Consider the following 18,722-nt stretch of genomic DNA (forward strand, 5'->3'; position numbering starts at 1 on the left):
CTTAGACTTAGACATCCTAGAAGCCGATTCCGTCCATCCGGACGAATATCTACTAGGAGGAAAGATACTTTGAACACGACATCATTCTCGAAGACCTTGAAGGTGTTCGCGAGCTTTCTCATCGTTTTCAGCATCGTTTTAACATCTTTACCCGTAGCTGAAGCAGCGACGACGAAAGCGACGACCTACCGTCTGTCTACCGATAGTTATCTGTACGACAAGACGGCATCTTCTCGGAAACGCTTGTTGACGATCAAGACCGGAACTGTCGTTTCATCCACGTATGCTTCTGGCGCATTCAGAAGAGTGACATACGCTGGAAAAACGGGATATGTCGCGTCGAAATACCTCACGCTGTACGAAAAGAAACAAACCGTTTCTGGACAGCGCTACCTCGTCCTCAAAAAAACACCGATCAAAAAGACGGCAGTGGATACTGCAGTGACGATCGGTACGTTGAACGAAGAGGATGTGTACTACACGTCACAACGTGTGACAAATCCATATGGCGAAACATGGTACCGCGTCAAATATGACGGGAAGACGGGCTATGTCGCTGCTGGTGCAAAAGCAGTTGCCTATAAAAAGGTGACGAACACGACGTCAAGAACGGTCGACGCTTATATCTTGCGCCAATACGCTGGAACAGGCTATCCAAAAGTTCAGACCATTCCATCTGGAAAAGACGTCAAAATCGTCGGTCGGATCGAGGACTGGGTCAGCGTCCAGTACGATGGGAAAAAAGGTTACATGCATCAAGATGCGTTCGCCTCTTCTGAAAAGCAAAGTGTGACCCTGATCCCACAAACACGGTATCAGACGAAAAGTGCGACACCCCTTTACAATCAAGCGGAACCGAAGAACAGCTTAGCCAGTCTTCCGAAGGGCACGATTGTCACATCAAGCGCTAAGACGGCAACGTATCATCAAGTCACATACGCTGGTAAGACGGGTTATGTCTTATCCGCTACATTGGCAGAGTACACAGAAAAGACGAAGCTTCCGTCTTCACGCTTCCTGTTGACAGCATCACTCGCCATCAAGACGACACCTGCAACAAACGGAAAAACACTTGCGACACTAAGTGCCGGAAACGTCTACTACACGAAGACACGTGTGACGAATCCACTCGGTGAAACATGGTATCAAGTATCGAAGGAAGGTAAAACCGGCTTCGTATTAGCGAATCAGGCAACACCTATCGCTTACGAGTCACAATCAAACCTTTCATTGAAAACGACAGCCGCAACAACGATCCGCTCGTATGCAGGTCCATCATATGCAACAGTACAAACGATCCCGAGCAATACGGTCATCAAGATTTCCGGACGGATCGGTAATTGGTACCGGGTCAGTTATAACGGTAAAACGGGATATGCTGCTTCTAGCACCTTTACGACGCTTGCAACGAAGCAGAAAATTGCAGGGGCACGCTTTGAGCTTGAAAAAGCAGTTTCCATTAAATCTTCACCAGATGCAAAAGCATCCACGCTTGAAACACTACAGAGCGGTGACATCTACTACACGACACAACTCGTGACGTCAAACGGTCAGCAATGGCATCGTGTGAGCAAGGATGGAAAGACAGGCTACATTCCTGTCGGTCAAGGCAAGAGCGTTCGTTATCAATCGGACCGGATCGTCATGCAGACGATGACTTCGACTCCTCTACGTTCATATGCTGGAAACACTTACGCGACCGTCAAAACGATTCCTTCTGGTACGAGCATCACGGTCACTGGAATGATCGATGATTGGTATCGTGTGACGTACAACGGGAAAACAGGTTATATCGCTTCACGTTACGCTAAGGAAAAAGTCATGACGCAATCGATTCCATCTTCTTCTTATCGCCTTGGGCGTACCGTCGAAGTAAAAACATCGCACCAAGCGACAGCTGACACTCTCGTTCGCCTCTCTTCTGGAGACGTCTACACGACGAATCAAGTCGTCACGACTGGTCGTTCAGAGCAATGGCATCGCCTGACGGTTGACGGAAAAACCGGTTACATTCAAATCAATCAAGGCTCACCTGTCACATATGAAAGCGTCAATAACCACCGCTATCAAGCAACGACGGATACGACACTCCAGTCGGATGCCGGTTCAGCTTATGCGACGGTGACGAAGCTGCCAAAAGCAGCCGTCGTTCAAGTAACAGGTAGTCTCGATCAGTGGTTAAAAATCAGCTACGCTGGTAAAAACGGTTACGTCTTAAAATCAACACTGACACCGTACACGGAAACGAAAAAGATTACGGGTGCACGTTTCTTGGCGAATCAATCACTTGTCGTCAAACAAGCACCGGACGATCAAGCAGCAACTATAACGACACTCTCGTTCGGAAATGTCTATTACACATCTTCTTTGATCACATCGTACACGAACACCTCGTGGCATAAAGTGACGATTGATGGCAAAACGGGTTATATCCGGACTGGTCAAAATACGTCATCGATCAAATACGAAGCAAAACAAAAATTGTACGTACGGGCTACATCAAACGTGGCTTTACGCTCTTACGTCGGTAGCTCATACAATGTCATTAAGACGATTCCTCAAAATCTCGTCGTCACCGTCTCTGGTCAAATCGGTGATTGGTATAAGATTTCCTACGATGGCAAAAGTGGATATGCATATAAGGGGGCGTTCGTGACGACTTCTTCTAAATTAAACGTCTATAACTCCGTCGCGACACCGTATACGTTCGATAGCTTCATCAGCGCACAGATGAAACTAAATCCACCACCGCAAACGGATATCTACAAAAACAAATTGATGTACGTCAGCACGGGTTACGTCCGCCTCGGTGGTGCACTTGATCCCGTCAACGGAACGATTGCGACTGTCACAGCGACGACACCGCTCAACATTCGTTCAGGCGCTTCGACTGCCAGTCACGTCTATGGTCAATTCCAGCCTGGTCGGATGATTCGTGTCTATCAATCCGTCAGTGGCTTCTATACGACGTACCCACGTGTCTATTCGAACGCAACGAATTATTCGACGATCCAATGGTTGAATGCACTCGAAACAGATGTCCGTAACGCTGCTGATCCACTCAAGGTCGACCGAAATTCTTCAGACTTCTATCAGTTCCTTGATCTATCGAAAACAACAGGTGCGACACCTGCGACACTCGATAAGATGTTAGCGAACGTGACGAAAGGTGAAGGAATCTTCAACAAATGTAGCAATGGTAGTTGTGGTCAAGCGTTCATCGATGCTGGTCAAAAGTACAGCGTCAACGAAGCTTACTTGATCTCCCACGCTTTACTTGAGACAGGAAACGGAAAATCAACACTTGCGATGGGTGTGACATGGAATGGACGCAAAGTCTACAACATGTACGGCATTGGTGCATATGATTACGATGCAATCAACACCGGTGCTGCTTATGCGTACAGTCAAGGTTGGTTCACTCCGGAAGCCGCGATTGTCGGTGGTGCTGAATTCATCAGCACGAAGTACATCCACAATGTCTATGGACAAAATACGCTTTACAAAATGCGTTGGAGTCCGATGCGCCCTGGTAGCCATCAGTACGCAACAGACATGGGATGGGCCGTCAAACAGACGTCACGGATCTATTCACTCTATCAACAGATGGATAGCTATACAGCAACCTTCGATATTCCGGTCTTCGCTCGTTAAGGGATAGTTAAAAACATACACGCAAAGGAGTAGTTCTTCTCTTGATAGAGAAAGACTACTCCTTTTTCGTAATGTTTATTCATTGAAAAGTAAATGACGTCACTCTCGTTTTTATGACAGACGTTCCCGACATCCTCGCTTTCCACAGGCGGGAGGTAAGCCGCGACATCTCGCACTCCATGCGATTTGTCGGGTCTCACCCATCCCTGACGGAAGCGCTAACCGCACTTCCTTTTCCTGTAGGAGTCAACGATGTACGGTTGCGTCCTACTAAAACATAGCGAAATGAAATCGATAATCGCATCATTTTTACGGACAAAGTAGTCCTTTTCCTTCTTCGTTTCTACTTTCTATACCTGGAAGAAAAAAACGCTATTTGTTCACTCGACATCGCTTCCTAGGGAAAAACAAGCAAGAGCGACCCTGCAACGAAGTGAAGCGGCGCGATGCTTGTCCCAGGAAAACGATGCGAGGTGAACAAAAAAGTGCAATCTTTCTCACTAAGAGAAAAACTACACTCTGCCTTCATATGAACGGTACTCCATAATACTACGAAGTACTGTTATTCATGAATGATACGAAGAGAACCCCTGCATTTACGCGGAAGGGCTCCCCTAGCGTTCCATGTCATCGGCAACGATTTGAATATCGATCCCGCGGACATGACGCATGATTTCATTGATGATCGATCCACGCCGGACTTCCTGCCAACGGGTCCGTGCAGATTGACCGAGGACGATTTGGGTGATGCGATGATGCTTGGCAGCTGCCGTGATTGCTTGGGCGATCGAGCGCTCCCCTTGGATTCGGATCAGAACTTCTGCTCCGAACAAGGAACCACTCTCGCGTACCATCGCTAAGACTTCTTTTTGTTTCGCATTCAATTGATTTTCCGCTGCCGGTAAAATCGTCAGCACATAAAGATCCGCTTTTAGACGACTTGCCATGCGAAAGCCGCGATAGATCAACTTCCGCGCGTTGTCATTGAGCTGGATACAGACGAGAATCCGTTCTTGTAGCGACGCCGGATCCTTTTCAATCAACAAGCGTGATTGATAGACTTGATCGTCGACTTCGTCCGCGACCTGACGTAACGATAGCTCACGTAAGCTCGCAAGATTCTGAAGCGAGAAGAACGAATTTAAGCTCTGTTCAATCTTTTCCTTCTTATAGATCTTTCCTTGCTCGAGTCGTTCCCGTAACGTCTGTGGCGTGACGTCGACGAGTAGAATCTCATCGGCTTCACCGAGAAACGGATCCGGGATGCGTTCCCGAACCTCGACGCCCGTCACTTCTTTGACCTTAAAGAGCAAGCTTTCGAAATGCTGGATGTTGACGGCCGAATAGACATTAATTCCTGCTTCAAGCAGTGCTGCGACATCTTGATAGCGTTTCTTTCGTACCGATCCTGGCGCATTCGTATGCGCCAGTTCATCGATCAGTACGATATCCGGGCGACGGGCAATGATCGCGTCCACGTTCACCTCAGGGAATGTCTTGTCCTTATAGACGACTTCAAGTAGCGGAACTTGTTCGAGTTGCCCGACCATCTCCGCCGTCTCTTTTCGACCATGCGTCTCAATCAGACCGATGACGACATCCTTGCCTTCAAGCGTCAATGCTCGTGCATCGGCAAGCATCTTATACGTCTTTCCGACACCAGGAGCTGAGCCGATGTACAGCTTCAGCTTTCCTCGTGTCATGACTTACTCCGATCAAGTGCTAAGTTCAAGCGCAGGACATTAACGTAATCATGTGTTCCTGCTTCCTTCGTGATCAATTTCCGTACTTCTTCACGTGACAGGTCGCGCGCGGTTGCGATACGCTTCGCCTGAACCAAAGCATAATCGACTGAGATGTGCGGATCGAAGCCAGAACCGGATGTCACGAGGGCATCGTCCGGAAGCGAAGCGCCGTCCACTTGGTTCTGTTTCTGTAATTCCGCCATCTTCGTGCCAAGCTCCGGGTTCGATGCTGCTAGGTTATCCCCAGCAGACGCTCCCGCTAATTGATCGACCGCTGATGGACGTCCGTGAAAATACTGTTTCGACGTGAACGGCTGGGCGATCAATTCCGATCCGATGAATTTTCCGTTTTCTTGTACTAAAGAACCTTCAGCTTTATCCGGTACGAGTAGTTGACCGAACAGGGTCAATAAAGCGGGAAAGACAATCCCGCATAACGCTGCGACGAAGACCGTCACACGAATGGCTTGTTTCATGATTCGTTTTCTCCTTAGAGGATGCTTGCAAGCAAGACATCGATGATTTTAATCCCAATGAATGGAACGACGACACCGCCAAGACCATAGATCAGTAAGTTACGACCGAGTAATTGATCCGCCGTCATCGGTTTGTAGGTAACCCCTCGCATCGCAAGCGGAATCAACATCGGAATGATGATCGCATTGAAGATCAAGGCAGACAAGATTGCACTCGTCGGGGAATCAAGTCGCATGATATTGAGCACTTCCATCTGTGGAATCGCCACCATGAACATTGCTGGGATGATCGCGAAATATTTCGCGACATCGTTTGCGATCGAGAACGTCGTCAAGGCACCCCGTGTCATCAAGAGCTGTTTCCCGATTTCGACGACTTCGATGATCTTCGTCGGGTTCGAATCAAGGTCAATCATGTTCGCTGCTTCTTTTGCAGCTTGCGTCCCACTGTTCATCGCGAGGCCGACATCGGCTTGAGCGAGTGCTGGTGCATCATTCGTCCCGTCTCCTGTCATGGCGACGAGGTGACCGGCTGCTTGTTCCTGCTGGATGACACGAATTTTATCTTCCGGCTTACATTCGGCAACGAAATCATCGACGCCTGCTTCGCGGGCAATCGTTGCTGCCGTCAACGGGTTGTCACCCGTACACATGACCGTCTTGATACCCATCTCACGCAGTCGATCAAATCGTTCACGCATGCCCGGTTTCACCGTATCTTTCAAATAGATGACGCCAAGGATCGTTGCGTCGATCGCAACGACGAGTGGTGTGCCACCAAGACGAGAAACCGCATCTACTTTCTCTTGTAAATCATTCGGAATGGCGCCGCCTTGCTCCTTGACCCATTCTTGAATCGCTTGCCCTGCCCCTTTACGTACGCGGCGACCATCTCTTAAGTCGAGTCCGGACATTCGTGTCTCTGCGCGGAACGGTACGATCTCTGCGCCATCTAACCAGTGTTGTTCCACCGGCATCGCGCGAAGTTCAGCGAGTTCAAGAACAGAACGTCCTTCTGGTGTCTCATCAGCGAGTGAGGCGAGGATCGCCCCCTCGAACGCCTGCTCAGCAGTACTCTCACCGACTGGCGTGATCTCCGACGCCATCCGGTTACCGAACGTGATCGTTCCTGTTTTGTCCAGGATGATCGTCTGGATATCGCCTGCTGCTTCGACCGCTTTCCCGCTCATCGCGATGACGTTGAAGCGGGTGACTCGGTCCATCCCGGCGATTCCGATTGCTGACAGTAAGCCACCGATCGTCGTCGGAATCAAACAGACGAGTAAGGCGATCAAGATTGGACCTGACAGATCAAATCCAAGGTAGTTCGTAAAGATAGGTAGTGTCATGACGACAAGTAAGAAAATCAATGTCAAGCTCGTCAAGAGCGTTGATAACGCGAGTTCGTTCGGTGTCTTTTGACGACTTGCGCCTTCAACGAGGGCAATCATCTGATCGAGGAATGACTCACCTGGATTGCTTGTGATTCGGACTTCGATCTCGTCACTGACGACGAGTGTGCCGCCGATGACCGAGGAGAAATCACCACCCGCTTCTTTGATGACAGGTGCGGATTCACCGGTGATCGCTGATTCATCAATCGAAGCAAGTCCTTTGATGATTTCACCGTCACCCGGTACATACTCCCCTGCTCGGACGAAGACGATATCGCCCTTCCGAAGAGTCGCAGACGAAACGCTTTGAATCAGTTGTCCGACACGTTTGCGTGCCATGACATCTGCTTTTGAAGCTTTCAGTGAGTCCGCTTGGGCTTTCCCGCGTCCTTCAGCGATCGATTCCGCGAAGTTCGCGAATAAGACCGTCAGGAAGAGGATAATACTGACCGTTAAGTTAAAGCCACGCATCTCGTCAATGAAGATCGTATAGCCGATCGCGAGCAAGCAGCCGATCCAGACGACGAACATGATCGGTTGTTTGACCATATTGACGGGATTTAATTTTTTGAAGGCATCGATCGTCGCTTGACGCGCGATCGAGCCACTGATTGCTGACTTCGTTTGGTGTTCCGGCTCCCCGTTCGGTTGGTGTTCCTCGGGCGTCGGATGCATGATTCGTTCCATCATATGCTTTTATCTCCTGTTCACATCGTCAGCCAATCCGCGACTGGTCCAAGTACGAGCACTGGCAAGAATGTCAATGCACCGACGAGTACGACCGTACCGAGGAAGACTGTTCCGAAGAGTGGTGTGTCTGTCTTAAACGAAAATTCATCTTGCGGAACCGATTGCTTCGCTTTAAGCGAACCTACGATTGCAAGCATCAAGATCAATGGGATGTAGCGTCCGAAGAACAACGCGAATGACGTCGAGACGTTCCAGTAGACGTTTGCGTCGCCGAGTCCTTCAAAACCGGATCCATTATTCGCCGTCGCAGATGTGAACTCATACAAGACTTGCGACAGTCCGTGATAACCTGGGTTCGAGATGCCGGCGACGCCTGGTGCAGCGTACATCGAGATTGCCGTTCCGACGAGAATCAGGAATGGCGGCACGAGCAGCGCGATCGCGATCATCTTCACTTCGAACGTCTCGATTTTCTTCCCGAGGAACGTCGGTGTCCGACCGATCAAGAGACCTGTCAGGAAGACTGCGACGAAGGCGTAAAGCAAGACGTTCAGGAATCCCGCACCTGCTCCACCGTAAACGACGTTGAGCATCATATTGCCGAGTTGGATCAATCCAGCAAGTGGATGCAGTGAGTCGTGCATCGCGTTGACCGCACCGGTTTCAGCTGCCGTCGTAATCGAACTGTAGAGCGCCGTTCCGATTTGACCAAACCGTAATTCCTGACCATGTGCCGTTGGATTCGCAAGTAAGCTCCCTGCCATCCCGACCGTCATCATGATGAAGAGAAGCGTCATGACTCCAAGGAACAGTCGTCCTTGTTTCGCGGAACCGATGATTTTTCCGTATGCGATTGGAAGAGACATCGGAATCAGTAGCATCAAGAACATCTGGATGAAGTTGACGAATTGGTTCGGGTTCTCGAATGGATGAGCACCATTGACACCGAAGAAACCACCACCGTTGTTCCCGAGCTGTTTGATGACTTCAAACGCAGCAACCGGTCCACGGTAAATCAACTGCTTCGCTCCTTCGAGCGTCGTGACGCTGACCGCCCCTCCGAACGTCTGTGGTACACCGAAGACGATCATGACCATCCCGAACACGAGTGAAATCGGAATCAGGATCCGCAAGATGAAGCGAACGAAGTCGGCATAGAAGTTACCGAGCGGTTTGTTCGCAAGACCACGAATGACAGCGATACAAACCGTGAACGCCATCGTTGGAGCGACGAACAACATCGTTCCAAGAACGAACGTTTGCGAGAGATATGAGAGTGCCTCGCCTGAATAGTGTTGTTGATCGGTGTTCGTCATGAAACTGATCGTCGTATGCAACGCTGTCGACCAATCGAGATTCACAGCACCATTCGGATTCAAGGGTAGACTGCCTTGGAAACGAAGTAGCAAATAACCACCGATGAAGAAGAAAATATTTACAAGCAACAAACTTTTCGAGTAACCGACCCACGATTGATCGTGTTTCTTTTCATCGACGCCGAGTAACAAAAGAAGTCGTCGTTCGACCTTACCGATTTTATCGACTCGACGCTCTGCGACAGGTGCGAAGTATATCCCGATGTAGCGACCAAGCAAGACCGCCGCGCAAAGTGCGATGACGAGTAGGATCCAAAATTGGATCATGAATTGAGTCCACATGTTTTTCTTTTCTCCCTATGCGATTAGAATTTTTCTGGATACATCAGACAATAACCTAGATACAAGAAGACGAGGCAGCCCGTCGCTAGTAAAAACCATGTCATTTACGGTCACCTGCTCTCCACTGGACACGTTCGATCAGATGAATCATCCCGAACGTCGTACCGAAGAAGAAGGCAAGCAATACGATACTCCACAGCTCTCCCATTATGAAATTACCCCCATATTATTCAATATTTTTACAATTAGACACGACAAAAAGACGATGTGAGGCAATAAACGGCCCCAGCATCGCCTTTATACTTTGGCATACTGAAAAAGAGTCGTTCCCTCCTAAAAACGCCTGCGAGGTTAGCTGTCGGATTCGGGCATACCTAGGAATTCGCCCTACCTTTCCCGTTCGGAAAGGATTCACCCCGTGTCACGTGTCGTGACGGTTGGGTCCCCCGCTTCAATCATGAATTCGGCGTACTTTGAGATCGAAGCATTAACATGTTAGTGTTCGTTGATGAGATGGATATTACTCCGATTTTTTCGGGTTGTAAATAGAAAAGTTGAAAAAAAAATAGTCTGATTTTTTAATGACTTACTTTCGAAAAATAGCGTTTTTCACCTCTATGCTATAGAAGAAAAAAAACCGCAGAAATCGATTCCTTCATCTAAAATGGAGGAGCTCCATTTTAGCGAGAATCGTTCCGCGGTTTCATGAACGAACAATGATTATGATTGCTGATTCATTTTAGCATGGACCGTCAAAGGAGCTAGCATCGTCACCCATAGGGCAACCACTCCAGAAACAAGAATCACAATATCGCGTTCGAACCCAAGCGTCAGTAAGGTAATACAACTACTGACCAGGACGAGACAAAGCGTCGCGATCATAACGAACCGCGATTGTTTCAACATTTTTCTCATGTGGCATCTCTCCTTTCCTTCCATATTCCTTTTCATCGTAACAAAGATTCATCGAAAAAGCGTCGCTGACACCCGATTGTGATGTTTCTGTCATCTCGCAAGTAACGATAGAAGACGACGAGAAAACGGATTTGTTACACTGGAGAAGTACTTAAAAAGGGGGAATCGATATGTTACAAGATCATTCATTTCAACGCGTCGACGGAACGTCGGCATCCTTAAGTGACTACCCAGCTCAAGCATGGCTGATCGTCAATACAGCCAGCAAATGTGGCTTGACGCCACAGTTCGAAGGACTCGAGCAATTGCATCAAGACTATCGTTCGCAAGGGTTGACCGTACTTGGTTTCCCATGTAATCAGTTCGCGAATCAAGATCCGGGAACGGACGAGGAGATCCAGTCGTTCTGCCAAGTCAACTACGGCGTGACATTCCCCGTCTTCTCAAAAATTGATGTCAACGGTGAGCAAGCGCATCCGTTATTTGAGGAACTGAAAGCACAAGCACCAACGACGGACGGTGCAACAGACGTCGAGTGGAATTTCACAAAATTCCTCGTGACCCGTAATGGAGAAGTGACGCGGTTCTCACCAAAAACGAATCCAACTGATTTGACGGCAGCAATTGAACGATTGCTCGTTCAAGTCTAAAAAATAAGCTTCCCTCCTTCTCTCTTGAAGGAACGGAAGCTTATTTTCATGTTGTCCCCGGCTCGAGATGACGACTGATCATCTCTTCCGCCAATCGTTTGACGTCATCGATGTCGCGCATTTCCGTGAACGGATGCCCCCAGACGATCAGCTCTTCGATTTCTTCAATCGGTTGCGTCGTATAGCGTGTACCATCGGCAACGAACTCTTGCGCAATCGTAGATTCAAAAGCTGCGTATTTCAGGAGCCACGGCTTTTCACTTAAGATTTTTTGCGCATGTTTTGCTTGCTTGAACGCAACATCGCCGACGAGGACGATCGGATCGAATCGTTCATGGAGCGGATGCGTATATTGAACAGAGATCAGCAATCCATGTTGGTTCGTTTTTTCTTGTTGCCGGACATACGTCCGTGTTAAAAAGTGCGGCACGAGTGACTCCGCACTCTCCTTCGTCTGATGGATGCTCAGACCATGTTCCGTTTGGACGACTTCCGGGAGAACCGGTTCGTATCCACGGTTTGCTAATTGTTGATCGAGCTCTTTGAATAATAGCAGGGTATGTTCGACCAGTGCTCGGACTTGGCGAAACGATAATTGAATCGATTGATTGATCATACGATGACCTACCTTCTCTAAAAGTATGGCAATATACAGTTATTTACCCAAACTTTTCCGACTTCATCCCTGTTTCAGTGAAAGTTCCTCGAGCCACTTACGTGTTTGTTCGCTCATACGAGCCATTGTCTGTTCTCGCTCCAGCGTGATTGCTTGTCCGGCATGGATCGAGCGACAATCGAGTGCGTGCGGCATGTTTTCTTCGACGATTCCAGCAAGGATCAGACAAGGAACGTCAGCTGCTTTTGCCATCCGCGTGACCTCACCTGGTAACTTACCGATTTGACTTTGACGGTCGACGCGTCCTTCTCCTGTCCAAACATAATCCGCTTGCTCCATCCGCTCTGCTACGCGAAGATGTTGCAGGATCGTCTTGGCTCCCGGAACGATCGTGCCGCCCAGCGCATAGACCGCTCCCCCGAGTCCACCGGCTGCTCCAGTTCCTTTAACATTTTCTAGTCCAAGTAACCGCCCGATCCGTTCAAGTTGCTGATCGAACTTTACGATGTCTTCTAAAAGCAGTCCTTTTTGGGGACCGAACAGATACGCTGGACCATCTGGACCATGATAAAGAGCTGTCACATCGACGAGTGCTTCCAGTTGAACAGAATACGCCGGGCATTGAATAGCATGCGTCTCAAGTAACGGATTCGTTTGAAACGAAATCGGATTACCAGACGCATCTTCAAGCCGACAACCGACTTCCGCGAGCAAACCGAGTCCTCCGTCCGTCGTACCAGTCCCGCCTAAAGCCAGTCGGATCTGCGTGATTCCCTGATCGCGTAACTGCTCGATCAAACGACCAACGCCACGCGTATTCATTCGAACGGGATCATCCTCGCTTCGCCGCATCGGCAGTCCACAAATACGCGCGACTTCGATGACGGCGTCTGTCCCCTTGACAGCATATTCTACTTCACACGGACGACCTGCTAGATCGATCGTCATCGCCGTCTTCACGTCATATCCGAGTGCAAGATAGACATCGAGCGTTCCCTCCCCGCCGTCCGCAACAGGCAAGGAATCGATGATCGCTGTCGGATCATACGCCCGGATACCGGAGGCGACAGCTTCTGCCGCCTCGCTCGAAGAAATACTCCCTTTGAATGCATCCATCAAAATCAAGTGACGTCCCATCTGTACGTTCCCCCTAAAAAACTCATATCAAGTTTTGATTGCGTTTCCAATTAATGTTACGATGATACTAATTTTAAATTACCATTACCTTATCTGACATTTCATTTTACATACACAGGAGGTCTTATTTCATGGAACGCTGTTCGTTATGTGGTACACCACTTCGTCAACACGATACGACTTGTTCTCATTGCCAACATCCTGTCATTAAGAAAGAACGACCAGCTGAACCACCCGCTCCGTCCTCTTCACGCACTTGGCTCATTAGCACCTGTCTTTTGCTCTTTCTCGTCGGAGGAGCCGGTTTCCTGTGGTATTCGTTAAAAGATCCCGTTTCGCCGGAAGCCAATCAGACGCCTAGCGTCGAAGCACTCGCTCTTTCTGAATGGTCCGATGAACAAACGGCTTACAATCAAACGTATTCGAAAGATCGGCCTCCGACGTCCTATGATGTCCTTCGTTTCGTCCGCCAATACACACGAACGATTCCAGAACTAGCGACGTATTCGAAGAAATACGATTCCATCGAGACATTTTCCGCCATCCAGTTTACGACCTTGAAGGTGTTCGAATCCGAGTTCGACCATCTCGAGCGATTGACGAATGCCGCTGATGCCCCTGTCGCTCCAAGTGTTCTTGCCGTGACATTCCAAAAATTTACGTCAAAAGGTACCACGTATCACTTGCGTACACAGGAAACGTACCAAATCGCGACAGCAACGGGTTCAAAGCCTGTGACCTACCGCGTTCATTATCGTTTGAAAGTGCATACGGATCATCTGCAAATCATTGATGTCAATCGAACGGAGGTGACCTCATGAAACGAGTGTTCCTCTGTCTGCCCCTTTGTCTCCTGATGGCGTGTTCGCCCGAAACATCCAAAATTCAAGATCAGTTCGAACAGCAAACTTACACCCGCGCCGTCGAACAATCGAAACAAGACATCGACGAACCGGCTGCTCGGCTAATGGTTCAGCTTGAGCGACAGCTTGCCGGTTATCAACTGCGTGATGTCTTAAAAACGGCGGAGGCGATCGAACGTCTTCAACTCGCAACGGATCACCCTGTCCGAAAACGAGCAGAAGCCATTGCCCTCAGTGCAAGAGAGACGTTGCAACAGGTCAAACAGTTCGAAGGTACGTATGAAGTTGAACGAAGCACGCTCGAAGATGAGCCGTTCGACGGAACCGGGCGCATCCATGTCTCTTTTGACGAGCAAGATACGTTCATCGCGACGCTTCGCTTTGATCAGTTCGGTCTCCCGGACGCACTCCGAAACGACGAAGAAATCATTCGTTTTGAACCGGATCTCTCCGCTCGTGTCAGTTTATCTGGAGGACAAGTCAGCTATCGCTTCGTCCGTTCGACACTCCGCATGACGTTCGAAGGACCAGGCGGTAAGCGAATCTATCAACTCAAACAACTGTCAGATAAATAACCAGTAAAACGCCGCTTTACTTGAGACAATCCTCGAGTGAAGCGGCGTTTTTTTATGATTTAAATTTAACGTGTTGCTTGAACTTGCTCATACACCTGTTGACATAATTCATGTGTCGCGAGGCTATCAGAAGCTACGACCGACTCGGACGGTTCCCCTTTGACCGTCCGAAGGAACGCATCCAGCATATCGACGAATCCACGGCGCTTTAGCGTCGCTTCCCAGTTATCGAGCGGATACCGAAGTGTGCCTTGTTTCGTCAATTGATCGAGTGTCGTCACGTCCGTTGCGATTCGTTTTTCTTCCGGTCCCATCACTTCGACGCGTTCTTCCGTGATGCCGTTATTGCGGTTCATGACACCGATTGCCGTGATTCCGTTTGAGACGAATTGAATCGTCACGTGATGCAGACCGCTTGCGTCTTGCTTACTCTTGACGTGTAGGTCTTCGATCTCACCGCACCCTGTCAAGAAACGCAGCGTATCCGCGACATGAATGAAGTCGTCGAACAGAAACGGCTTAGCGTCCTCGATGAACGAAGTCCGATTCTTTTGCATGAGGACGAGATTCGGATCGTTGACCTCAAGCAAGCGCTGATGCGCTGAAGCGAAGCGTCGATTGAATCCCGTGATGAACGGTAGCTGTTTCTCCTCTGACAGTCGTGCTAGTTCACGAATCTCTTCGATTTCCATCGAGACCGGCTTATCCACGTAGACGGCGATTCCTGCTTCAAGCGCTTGCCGTGCTTGCTCCGCATGGACGACAGTCGCTGAATGAATCATGACCGCATCGATTCCCTCCTGTACGGCGTCAGCAAACGTCGCGTATGTTCCTGCAAAGCGATAAGCTGCTTGCAACCGTTTTGCTTTCTCTTCATCTCGCGAGATCAGATACACCTCGATATCGGATCGTTCGGCATAGACGGGTAAGTAGGCTTTTTGAGCGATGTCCCCTAGACCAATGACTGCTAATTTCATCTGAACTCCTCCTTTTCCTCTGTTGCTTACATTCCCTATGATACGTCAATTGACACGAAAAGATGGAAATCGGCTCGTTACAGGATTCGAATTCCTTTTTTTGAAAAGAAGTGAATTTCCTTTTTTTGTTTTATGATAAAACCATATTTGAACAAGGAGGGAATGAGTTTTTATGAAGCGCTTGCTCCGTACTAGTCTTACGCTCTTATTATTGTTCGCTTTATGTCTTCCTGCCATACCGGCTCAGGCAGCCAGTTACCAAGTCGTCGTCACTTCGACAATTGGGGCGAACATCCGCTCAAAGCCGAGTACAGCCTCGTCTGCGACGATTGTCCGACGTGCCGCGTACAAGGCAAAATTCACAGCCGTCTCGTATACGAATGGCTGGTATAAGATCAAGGACGGAGGTACATATCGTTATCTATCGAACCAAGTCGCTAAAAAAGTAACGAGTAGTTCCGTGAAGACGTACAAAATCGTCGTCTACTCGAAAGCTGGAGCGAACGTCCGGACATCACCAAGCACGGCCTCATCAAAAAATATCAAACGACTCGCATCCTACAATTCGAAGTTCAATGCAGTCTCGTACTCGAACGGTTGGTATAAAGTCAAAGGGAAAGTCAATTATTATTACGTCTCTAGCCAAGTCGCCCGAAAAGTGACGACGAGCAGCCCTAAACCATCGAGTGGCAGTTATCCGGTTGCATCGATGCGGTATTTCAAGCTTGGATCGTCAAGTTATCAATTGACGAAAGAAAGCTTCGTCCGCCGTTATCCAGCGAGTACGACGAAATTGTTGACGGGAATCGTCGCGTATGACGAAGCAGCACGTAAAGGTACGCTCGATCAAACGTTCACCCTGACGTCTTCAATGTTATCCGTTCCTGCAGGTAGCAGTGTCGCTGGCTTCCGTGCTGGCGATAAAGTCACGATGCGTCAACTCTTGAATGGGATGCTGATCCGCTCTGGTAATGATGCAGCAAAAGCGATCGCTGTCCGGACAGCAGGTTCTGAATCGAAGTTCGTCTCATACATGAACAGTCGCGCCCGTTCGATCGGGATGAGTGCGAGCCATTTCATGAACCCACACGGCTTCTATCATCCAAGTCATTACACGACGGCTGCTGATATGCAAAAACTCGCGAATACATATGCGAAGTACAGCGCGCTCATGACCATCAGTGGACGAAAATCATACCAGACGACTGTCAAAGGACCGTATGCACGGACATTGACGTGGTATCACACGAACACCTCACTTCCAGGTGATACGCGTGTTTATGCGAGCAAGACCGGTTACACTCCGGAATCTGGCTACACACGTGTCTTCTTCATCAAAAAAGGCTCGACGCGATATGGTCTTGTCACACTGAAAGGATCGTTGTCTCAAACCGAGACGACACTCCGTTCTGTCTTGAACCAATGATCTTTTAATCAACAACCTGATTCCCTTTCCGGGAGTCAGGTTGTTTTTCATTTTGTCTCTAAAATTATGCTTGCGCTGAAAACGAATTCATCTTAGAGTTAAGTTTAGAATCAGACGTCTGACGTCTTAATGAAGGAGAGTTTTACGTGGGAAATGTCAGTTTGTTATTTGGGGGCGTCGCGCTCTTTTTAAATAGTTTGACCTTGTTCGGAAAAGTCGATCTCCGTAGCGCGGGTGTCTTCAGTCTCATCACCGGCTTATTGCAGACGTTCATCGCAACCTATCTCGTCATCGGTGCCGCTGGTGATCCGGCGTTAACGTTCGGATACGCGAGCATCTATCTGTTTGCCTTTACGTACGTTTACGTCGGGATCACGTTCTTGTTCAATCTCAACGGGAGCGGGGTCGGTTGGTTTTCCTTGTTCGTCGCGATTGCCGCATTGTTTTATGCGTTCGTCAGCTTCACGACGAATGATATCATCGGTGGTGTGACCTGGTTGTTCTGGGCATTGCTCTGGAGCTTGTTCTTCCTCGGAATGGGAATGAATCGTCCGATTGATGCGATCACTGCCCGCGTTGCCCTCGTCTTGAGCTGGTTGACGTTGATCGTACCGGCACTGATCGGGCTTCGATTCGGCTACTTCAGTTCGGCATACCAGTGGTTATGGAGCGGCGCTGCTGTTCTGACTGTTGTCTATTTCCTTTACACGATGATGAAATTCTCGATGCTCCGGACGATCCGGTCGTCGTAATAGATACAAGGCATTAAGCCGCTAATATGAAAAGAGGTTCGTTCCCGATCATGTTTTGGGAACGGACCTCTTTTCGTTCGATGTATACAGAACGCTATCATTCATCCGCGACTCCTACAGGAAAAGAAAGTGCCATCAGCACTTTCGTCAGGGATGGATCAGACCCGGCAAATCGCATGTAGTGCGAGCTGCCGCGGCTGATTTCCCGCCTGAGGAAAGCGAGGATGATTTTAGCGTTCGTTTCGTCATCAATTAGAACTGATGTTGTTTTTTTGAGTTATTCTCATCATTCTAATGCTTCCTGCAGTTGAGCCTGAACTTCTTTCAACGACTTGTCTGTCGGATGCCAGTAGTAGATTCCGTCCGATTCGATCCCACCTTTCCCGTCGAGTGATAAGGTCTCGACATTTCGTAAAGCATCTCGGTAATCTGTCGCAACGGTCCGAGTGACGGAAAACGGGACGTTCGTCTTGACGTTTTTCCCGAGTGCTTCCAGGACGGCATTAAAGCGACGAATCGAAAAGTCCTCCGTCATCTTATCAGCGACCGCCTGAACGACTTGCCGTTGACGAATCTGTCGTCCGAAATCTCCGCGTGGATCATCATAGCGCATCCGCGCATAGGCGAGTGCTTCCTTCCCGTTCAGCGACAGTTCCCCTTTTGGAAACTGCATCTCATAGTACGAGAAATTGATATCGTTCTCGACGGTGACGCCATCAACGGCATTAACGAGATCCGTAAATCCGTCTAGATTGATTTCTGCGAAATAATCGAGTCGGATATCAAGCAGATGACTGACCGTATCGAGTGCCATCTGTGGACCACCGAAGGCATAGGCATGATTGATCTTATCGTTTGATCCATTGCCGATGATTTCGGTCTTCAAATCACGTGGGATACTGATCATCTGGCTCTTATTCGTCTTCGGATCAATCGTCACGACGATGATCGTGTCACTGCGTCCCGTCTCGTTTTTTCGTTGATCCACTCCGAGTAAGAGAAACGAGAGTCCTTTTTTCTGTTCGACGGCCTTCTCTGTCTCGACGCTCGCTTTGACGGGGACCTGTACTTGGACTTCTTGCATCGTCCGACTCGCTTTTTGATAAACGTATCCGCCTGAACCGAAGAGAAGGAGCAGGCATATCCCCGTCAGTGTCAATACGATCCATTTCCACTTCTTCATCATCCATTCTC

General features: G+C 49.0%; 16 protein-coding genes and 1 riboswitch. Of the genes, 6 read left to right on the forward strand and 10 right to left on the reverse strand.

Annotated features, from left to right (window positions below; translation table 11 throughout):
- Positions 1 to 69 precede the first annotated feature (69 nt).
- Positions 70 to 3,654 carry an SH3 domain-containing protein gene (locus tag KNQ09_RS10375; protein ID WP_214858305.1) on the forward strand — a complete coding sequence of 1,195 codons (3,585 nt, stop codon included), beginning with the start codon at positions 70 to 72 and terminating at the stop codon, positions 3,652 to 3,654.
- A gap of 614 nt (positions 3,655 to 4,268) precedes the next feature.
- On the opposite strand, the gene KNQ09_RS10380 is transcribed toward KNQ09_RS10375, so the two are convergent.
- The 6 genes from KNQ09_RS10380 to KNQ09_RS10405 all read right to left on the reverse strand — a co-directional run bounded on the left by KNQ09_RS10380 (position 4,269) and on the right by KNQ09_RS10405 (position 10,532).
- Positions 4,269 to 5,357 (reverse strand): universal stress protein, encoded by a 1,089-nt coding sequence (locus tag KNQ09_RS10380; protein ID WP_214858307.1) that lies wholly within the window; start codon positions 5,355 to 5,357, stop codon positions 4,269 to 4,271.
- Complete coding sequence (gene kdpC, locus KNQ09_RS10385; RefSeq protein ID WP_034786102.1) at positions 5,354 to 5,875, reverse strand: K(+)-transporting ATPase subunit C; 522 nt, start codon at positions 5,873 to 5,875, stop codon at positions 5,354 to 5,356. The genes KNQ09_RS10380 and kdpC overlap by 4 nt, the downstream gene beginning before the upstream one ends.
- A gap of 14 nt (positions 5,876 to 5,889) precedes the next feature.
- Positions 5,890 to 7,959, reverse strand: coding sequence for a potassium-transporting ATPase subunit KdpB (gene kdpB, locus KNQ09_RS10390; protein WP_214858310.1), 2,070 nt, complete (start codon positions 7,957 to 7,959; stop codon positions 5,890 to 5,892).
- Between the two features lie 17 nt (positions 7,960 to 7,976).
- The gene (gene kdpA, locus KNQ09_RS10395) at positions 7,977 to 9,617 is read right to left on the reverse strand and encodes a potassium-transporting ATPase subunit KdpA (protein WP_064299336.1); all 1,641 of its coding nucleotides are present in this window, start codon (positions 9,615 to 9,617) and stop codon (positions 7,977 to 7,979) included.
- 23 nt (positions 9,618 to 9,640) lie between these two features.
- Positions 9,641 to 9,721 carry a potassium-transporting ATPase subunit F gene (locus KNQ09_RS17600; protein WP_071908832.1) on the reverse strand — a complete coding sequence of 27 codons (81 nt, stop codon included), beginning with the start codon at positions 9,719 to 9,721 and terminating at the stop codon, positions 9,641 to 9,643.
- 221 nt (positions 9,722 to 9,942) lie between these two features.
- Positions 9,943 to 10,096, reverse strand: a riboswitch (cyclic di-AMP (ydaO/yuaA leader).
- A 241-nt stretch (positions 10,097 to 10,337) separates the two neighbouring features.
- Positions 10,338 to 10,532: a hypothetical protein gene (locus KNQ09_RS10405; protein ID WP_029342614.1), complete on the reverse strand. Its 195-nt coding sequence runs from the start codon at positions 10,530 to 10,532 to the stop codon at positions 10,338 to 10,340.
- Positions 10,533 to 10,702: 170 nt separating this feature from the next.
- Here KNQ09_RS10405 and KNQ09_RS10410 point away from each other — a divergent pair, with 170 nt between their 5' ends.
- Positions 10,703 to 11,182 carry a glutathione peroxidase gene (locus KNQ09_RS10410; protein WP_214858312.1) on the forward strand — a complete coding sequence of 160 codons (480 nt, stop codon included), beginning with the start codon at positions 10,703 to 10,705 and terminating at the stop codon, positions 11,180 to 11,182.
- 46 nt (positions 11,183 to 11,228) lie between these two features.
- Here KNQ09_RS10410 and KNQ09_RS10415 read toward each other — a convergent pair whose 3' ends face one another.
- Positions 11,229 to 11,798, reverse strand: a complete 570-nt coding sequence (locus tag KNQ09_RS10415; RefSeq protein WP_214858314.1) for a hypothetical protein — start codon at positions 11,796 to 11,798, stop codon at positions 11,229 to 11,231.
- Positions 11,799 to 11,861: 63 nt separating this feature from the next.
- Positions 11,862 to 12,935: a glycerate kinase gene (locus KNQ09_RS10420; RefSeq protein WP_214858316.1), complete on the reverse strand. Its 1,074-nt coding sequence runs from the start codon at positions 12,933 to 12,935 to the stop codon at positions 11,862 to 11,864.
- Between the two features lie 131 nt (positions 12,936 to 13,066).
- On the opposite strand from KNQ09_RS10420, the gene KNQ09_RS10425 reads away from it, so the two are divergent.
- Complete coding sequence (locus KNQ09_RS10425) at positions 13,067 to 13,756, forward strand: hypothetical protein (protein ID WP_064299334.1); 690 nt, start codon at positions 13,067 to 13,069, stop codon at positions 13,754 to 13,756.
- Positions 13,753 to 14,373 (forward strand): hypothetical protein, encoded by a 621-nt coding sequence (locus tag KNQ09_RS10430; RefSeq protein WP_214858319.1) that lies wholly within the window; start codon positions 13,753 to 13,755, stop codon positions 14,371 to 14,373. Before KNQ09_RS10425 ends, KNQ09_RS10430 begins: the two co-directional genes overlap by 4 nt.
- A 65-nt stretch (positions 14,374 to 14,438) precedes the next feature.
- Here KNQ09_RS10430 and KNQ09_RS10435 read toward each other — a convergent pair whose 3' ends face one another.
- Entirely contained in the window at positions 14,439 to 15,350 is a 912-nt protein-coding gene (locus KNQ09_RS10435; protein WP_214858321.1) for a Gfo/Idh/MocA family protein, read from the reverse strand.
- 172 nt (positions 15,351 to 15,522) lie between these two features.
- Here KNQ09_RS10435 and KNQ09_RS10440 point away from each other — a divergent pair, with 172 nt between their 5' ends.
- Positions 15,523 to 16,776: an SH3 domain-containing protein gene (locus KNQ09_RS10440; RefSeq protein WP_214858324.1), complete on the forward strand. Its 1,254-nt coding sequence runs from the start codon at positions 15,523 to 15,525 to the stop codon at positions 16,774 to 16,776.
- Positions 16,777 to 16,922: 146 nt separating this feature from the next.
- On the forward strand, positions 16,923 to 17,528 hold the full coding sequence (locus tag KNQ09_RS10445) for an AmiS/UreI family transporter (protein ID WP_214858326.1): 606 nt from the start codon (positions 16,923 to 16,925) through the stop codon (positions 17,526 to 17,528).
- Between the two features lie 286 nt (positions 17,529 to 17,814).
- On the opposite strand, the gene KNQ09_RS10450 is transcribed toward KNQ09_RS10445, so the two are convergent.
- Positions 17,815 to 18,711, reverse strand: a complete 897-nt coding sequence (locus KNQ09_RS10450) for an LCP family glycopolymer transferase (protein ID WP_214858327.1) — start codon at positions 18,709 to 18,711, stop codon at positions 17,815 to 17,817.
- Positions 18,712 to 18,722: the final 11 nt, after the last annotated feature.

Source organism: Exiguobacterium sp. s191 (assembly GCF_018618955.1).
GTDB classification, from domain to species: domain Bacteria; phylum Bacillota; class Bacilli; order Exiguobacteriales; family Exiguobacteriaceae; genus Exiguobacterium_A; species Exiguobacterium_A abrahamii.

Excerpts from the sequence above, each read along its gene's own strand:
- KNQ09_RS10405 (WP_029342614.1), bottom strand. The coding sequence starts at position 10,532 with ATGAGAAAAATGTTGAAACAATCGCGGTTCGTTATGATCGCGACGCTT.
- KNQ09_RS10450 (WP_214858327.1), bottom strand. The coding sequence starts at position 18,711 with ATGAAGAAGTGGAAATGGATCGTATTGACACTGACGGGGATATGCCTG.
- KNQ09_RS10380 (WP_214858307.1), bottom strand. The coding sequence starts at position 5,357 with ATGACACGAGGAAAGCTGAAGCTGTACATCGGCTCAGCTCCTGGTGTC.
- KNQ09_RS10415 (WP_214858314.1), bottom strand. The coding sequence starts at position 11,798 with ATGATCAATCAATCGATTCAATTATCGTTTCGCCAAGTCCGAGCACTG.
- KNQ09_RS10440 (WP_214858324.1), top strand. The coding sequence starts at position 15,523 with ATGAAGCGCTTGCTCCGTACTAGTCTTACGCTCTTATTATTGTTCGCT.
- KNQ09_RS10430 (WP_214858319.1), top strand. The coding sequence starts at position 13,753 with ATGAAACGAGTGTTCCTCTGTCTGCCCCTTTGTCTCCTGATGGCGTGT.
- KNQ09_RS10425 (WP_064299334.1), top strand. The coding sequence starts at position 13,067 with ATGGAACGCTGTTCGTTATGTGGTACACCACTTCGTCAACACGATACG.
- kdpB (WP_214858310.1), bottom strand. The coding sequence starts at position 7,959 with ATGATGGAACGAATCATGCATCCGACGCCCGAGGAACACCAACCGAAC.
- KNQ09_RS17600 (WP_071908832.1), bottom strand. The coding sequence starts at position 9,721 with ATGACATGGTTTTTACTAGCGACGGGCTGCCTCGTCTTCTTGTATCTA.
- kdpA (WP_064299336.1), bottom strand. The coding sequence starts at position 9,617 with ATGTGGACTCAATTCATGATCCAATTTTGGATCCTACTCGTCATCGCA.
- KNQ09_RS10410 (WP_214858312.1), top strand. The coding sequence starts at position 10,703 with ATGTTACAAGATCATTCATTTCAACGCGTCGACGGAACGTCGGCATCC.
- KNQ09_RS10420 (WP_214858316.1), bottom strand. The coding sequence starts at position 12,935 with ATGGGACGTCACTTGATTTTGATGGATGCATTCAAAGGGAGTATTTCT.
- kdpC (WP_034786102.1), bottom strand. The coding sequence starts at position 5,875 with ATGAAACAAGCCATTCGTGTGACGGTCTTCGTCGCAGCGTTATGCGGG.
- KNQ09_RS10435 (WP_214858321.1), bottom strand. The coding sequence starts at position 15,350 with ATGAAATTAGCAGTCATTGGTCTAGGGGACATCGCTCAAAAAGCCTAC.